At 71.1% G+C, this 3,919-nt stretch carries 5 protein-coding genes; all 5 read right to left on the bottom strand.

The features are described from left to right. Positions 1-88 precede the first annotated feature (88 nt). A complete protein-coding gene (locus QQK25_RS22400; RefSeq protein WP_284189955.1) occupies positions 89-304 on the bottom strand; it encodes a hypothetical protein in 216 nt (71 codons plus the stop codon). A 19-nt stretch (positions 305-323) separates the two neighbouring features. Beyond that, positions 324-1,790, bottom strand: coding sequence for a hypothetical protein (locus QQK25_RS22395; RefSeq protein WP_284189954.1), 1,467 nt, complete (start codon positions 1,788-1,790; stop codon positions 324-326). 11 nt (positions 1,791-1,801) lie between these two features. Next, complete coding sequence (locus QQK25_RS22390) at positions 1,802-3,145, bottom strand: tail fiber domain-containing protein (RefSeq protein ID WP_284189953.1); 1,344 nt, start codon at positions 3,143-3,145, stop codon at positions 1,802-1,804. After that, the gene (locus tag QQK25_RS22385) at positions 3,145-3,621 is read right to left on the bottom strand and encodes a hypothetical protein (RefSeq protein WP_284189952.1); all 477 of its coding nucleotides are present in this window, start codon (positions 3,619-3,621) and stop codon (positions 3,145-3,147) included. The genes QQK25_RS22390 and QQK25_RS22385 overlap by 1 nt, the downstream gene beginning before the upstream one ends. A 54-nt stretch (positions 3,622-3,675) precedes the next feature. Continuing rightward, on the bottom strand, positions 3,676-3,919 hold a 244-nt coding region (locus QQK25_RS22380), incomplete at its 5' end, for a hypothetical protein (protein WP_284189951.1).

Here is a 3,919-nt window from a genome sequence, read left to right as displayed (position 1 = left end):
AGCCCGGCGGCGGCGTTGAAATCCCGCCCGGTGGCGGGCTTGCCGTCCGGGGCGAGGAGGGTGGCGGCGTCGGCCACGGCGGGGCGGGCTAGCTGGCGACGAGGCGCGGGCCGGCGGCTTCGCCGGTTTCTGCCGGTGGGGCCTCGGCGGCGAGGATCTCCTCCAGCACCTGGATGGCGCCGCTGATGCGCATGAGGGTGGTGCGCAGGTCTTCCTCCTTCTTCTGGAGGTCGGCCATCACGCCGAGGCCGGCGTCGTATTCGCTGCGCAGTTCGGCCAGGCGGGCTTCGAGTTGATCTTTCATGGCGGTTTTCCGGTTGAGGTCAGCGGAGGAAGACGAACACGTCGATGAGGCCGGTGTCGCCGTCGAAATCGGCGAGGGCCTTGCGGATGGTGCAGCCGGTGGGGTTGTCGCCGGCGCGCATGGCGTGGCCGGGGAGCGACGCGGGCACCAGCAGGTTGCCCTTGCGGATCGGGCCGTTCTCGGCGCACACCTTGCACGGCACGCGGCCGGCCAGGGCGATGGGCTGCTCGCCGGCGATCCGCTCGTGCTGGAGAGCGTCGGCGCCCAGCAGCATGCCGGGCTCGGTGGACACGACGCCGAGCACCAGCGGGTCGTGGGGCTGACGGCAGCGCTCGACGCCGCCGCCGTCGGCGCTGAGGCTCACCACGTCACCGGGCTCGAGGGCGCCGAGGGTGGCGAAGTTCTCGGCCAGGTCGCGGGCGCCGGTCTGGATGGCGTTGCGGGCCCAGATGGTGGCTTCGGCCTCGATGTCCCAGGTGTGGATGCCGCCGCCCCAGCCGGCCTGGCGGGCCTTGGGCGAGTAGCCGCGGGTGCCCAGGTTGCCGGAGATGGTCACGTCGCCGGTGATGACCTGATTGCCGGCGAAGGTGTTGGCGCCGCGGGTGGCGAGCTCGTTCCAGGCGGAGTTCTGGGCCACCGTGAGGCTCCCGGAGGCCATTTTGCGGAAGAACAGCCGGTCGTTCTCGGCGTAGCTGGCGCCGATCTGCAGCTGGTGGTTGTTGGCGGTGTTGCTGTGCCGGCAGACGATCAGGTGGGTCCACGGGTGGGTGCCGTCGGGCACGTCGCCGGTGAGCTCCGCGCCGCCGTTCTGGTAGAAGCCGGACTTGAGCGGCATGCCGAAATCTCCGGGCAGGCCGGTGGCGTTGAGGGAGCTGGCGTAGCCGAGCAGGGCGCCGCCTTCCACGTCGAGCCGGGCGCCCGGCCGGGCGATGCCGATGCCCAGGTTGCCGTTGGTGTCGAGGCTGAGCCCGGTGGCGGTGCCGGTTTCGCCGGTGGGCGAAAACTGGTAGCCCACGTTGCCGCTGGCGACGACGAAGGATTTCACGTCGAGGAAGTAGCGGGTGTCGGGCGAGACGATGCGCAGACTCGACTTGTTGCCGTCCCAGCCCCGGCTGTTTTCGGTGCTCACCTCCAGCCGGGCGGTGGGCGTTGCGGTGCCCACGCCCACGTCGCCGCTGGTGGTGAGCTTCGCCCCCGTGAAGCTCGCCAGCACGGCGCGGATCTCGGCGAGCTGGGTGGTGCCGGTGACCTTGAGGGGGCCGCTGACGGTGAGGTCCTTGACCGTGTATTTGCCGTCCGGGTCGAGCTTGCTGCCGTCGATGGCCTTGTTCTGGATGGCGTCGCGGGGCAGCGGGGCGCCGAAGCCGCCGGTGTGGTCGTGCGCGGCGATGTCTTCCCGGGCGCGGACCTGGACTTCGTTCCACTCGTCGGCGCGGATGATGTCGCCGGCGGTGCGCGGGACGTAGGGGGCGGGGCGGTCGGCCATGGTGGTCTCCTTCAGGAACGTGCCGGCAGGGCGGCGCGCAGTTCGTCGATCAGGGCCTGCTGCTCCTTCACCGCCTCGACCAGCAGGGCGATGACGCCGGTCGGGTTGATGCCCTTCCAGCCGTCGGGGCCCACGGCCACGGCGTCGGGCAGCACGGCTTCGACTTCCTGGGCGATCAGGCCGACGGAGCGGCCGCCGCTGCGCCAGTCGAAATGCACGCCGCGCAGCTTGCCGAGGGCGGCGGTGGCGTTTTTCAGCGGGTGGATGTTTTCCTTGAGGCCCAGATCGGAGCCCGAGAAGGCGCCCTTGGTGCACCACATCTCGCCGGCCGCGAAGCCGCCGTAGTAGCCGGTGTTGTCCACGTTGAAGAGGCGCAGCCAGCCGTCGTTGCCGTGGGCGTCGCCGATGGCCGACATGCGCCACTTCTTGCCCAGGCGCAGCACGTCGGTCTGCAGCACGCCGTCGTCCACATTGAACTGGAAGCGCACCTGGCCCTTGTCGGTGTCCATCACGTTGAGGGTGCGGGTGAAGCCCAGATAGGCCTGGCCGCCCTTGATCCACATGGCGCAGGCGCTGCCCTTGGGCAGGTTCGAGTCGCTGGCGAGCACCAGGCTGCCGTTCACGTCCAGCCGGTCCCACACCGACACCCGGCGGCCGAGGCCGGCGCTGCTGTTGCCGAGGATCATCAGCGTCTTGTACGAGGTGGTGTCGTTGCAGATCTCGGCGGCGCTCTTGTCGGGGCGGGCGGTGTAGGCCGACGATAGGCGCAGCGGGTTGTGGGCGGGGAAGAAATCGGCCACCGGGCTGGTGGAGACGGCTTCGGCCTTCTCGGTGGCGAGGCGCAGGCGCATCTCGCCGCCGACGATCAGGCTGGTGGCGTGGGCGCTGCGGGTGCCGACGATGAGGCCGGGCTCTGCGCTGTAGATGCCGGTGGTGTGGGCCATCAACCGGCCGTCCACGGCGCCTGCGCGGATCGACAGCTTGGCGTGGGCGGCGCCGACGATATCCACCACCCGGTTCCAGCCTTCGGCGTTTTCGGGAGCGTCGGTGCCCACGGCCAGATCGCCGGAAAGGCTGGCGAGGGTGGCCTGGATGTCGGCGAGCTGGCTGGTGCCGGTCACCTTGAGCGGGCCGGCGACGCCGAGGCTCTTCACCGAGAGCTTGCTGTCCGGATCGACCTTGCTGCCGTCGATGGCCTTGTCGGCGATGCCGTCGCGGGGGATGCGGGTGGCTTCGCCGGTGTGGTCGTGGCTGCGCAGCTCGGTGCGGGCGCGCACCTGGATCTCGTTCCAGTCGGCGGCGAGCATGATGTCGCCGGGCTCCTTCCGGATGTAGGGGGTGGGGGTTTCGGCCATCAGAAGATCACCTCCCAGCTGAGCGTCATCTCCAGGTTGCCGGCGCGATTGACCACCGGAAACGTGACGCGGTTGTAGAGCACGGGCTCGGCGCCGGTGACGCTGATGAGGATGCCGGCCTCCTGCAGCGGCTGCGGGTCTGCGCTGCCGGTGGGCGGCAGGGTGGCCACCACCCGGGCGATGATGCGCGGTTGGCCTTCGTAGTCGCCGGCCGCCACGCTGGGGATGGTGGCGGGCGCGGCCACGACGAAATCGCCCAGCGCGGTGTCGGTGACCTGGGCCGGGGCGGCCGAGCGGCCCACCGCGATCTGCAGGTCGGGGCTCTGGGCGCTGCCGGTGAACAGCCGGGCGAGCAGCGCGCTGCAGGCGCCGGTGATGAGGTTGTTCACCCGGCGGGCGTCCACCAGCCGGCCGCTGGCGTCGCGCAGTTCGATGGAAAGGCGTCCGGCGAGACCGTGGGATTCGTGCATCGGCATGGGGTCACTCCTTCGATGGGGCGGGGCTGGAGGGCGGGCGGCGAGGGTGCGGGCTCATCGGCTGTGGCTCCAGTCGAGGCGGGTGGTGTCGAACACGCCGCCGGCGGAGAAGTTGCCGTCGGCGCTGTCGTGCACATCCCGCAGGGTGGTGGCGAGGGTGAAGCGCAGCGGGCCATCGGCGGGGGCGGCGTCTTCGGCCCACCGCTGGCCGGTGGCGAGGCCAAGGCGCTCGGCGCCGTCGTGGGCGTCGCGGCGGGTGGGTTCGGGGAAGTCGATGCTGGCGCGCACGCCGGCGGCG

The sequence above is a fragment of the Zoogloea oryzae genome (assembly GCF_030161255.1).
Taxonomy (GTDB): domain Bacteria; phylum Pseudomonadota; class Gammaproteobacteria; order Burkholderiales; family Rhodocyclaceae; genus Zoogloea; species Zoogloea oryzae.
Note: the sequence above shows the minus strand (reverse complement) of the source record. Positions and strands in the feature narration are given on the sequence as shown.

Bases quoted from the DNA above. Each gene is read 5' to 3' on its own strand.
- QQK25_RS22400 (WP_284189955.1), bottom strand. From the start codon at position 304: ATGAAAGATCAACTCGAAGCCCGCCTGGCCGAACTGCGCAGCGAATAC.
- QQK25_RS22395 (WP_284189954.1), bottom strand. From the start codon at position 1,790: ATGGCCGACCGCCCCGCCCCCTACGTCCCGCGCACCGCCGGCGACATC.
- QQK25_RS22390 (WP_284189953.1), bottom strand. From the start codon at position 3,145: ATGGCCGAAACCCCCACCCCCTACATCCGGAAGGAGCCCGGCGACATC.
- QQK25_RS22385 (WP_284189952.1), bottom strand. From the start codon at position 3,621: ATGCCGATGCACGAATCCCACGGTCTCGCCGGACGCCTTTCCATCGAA.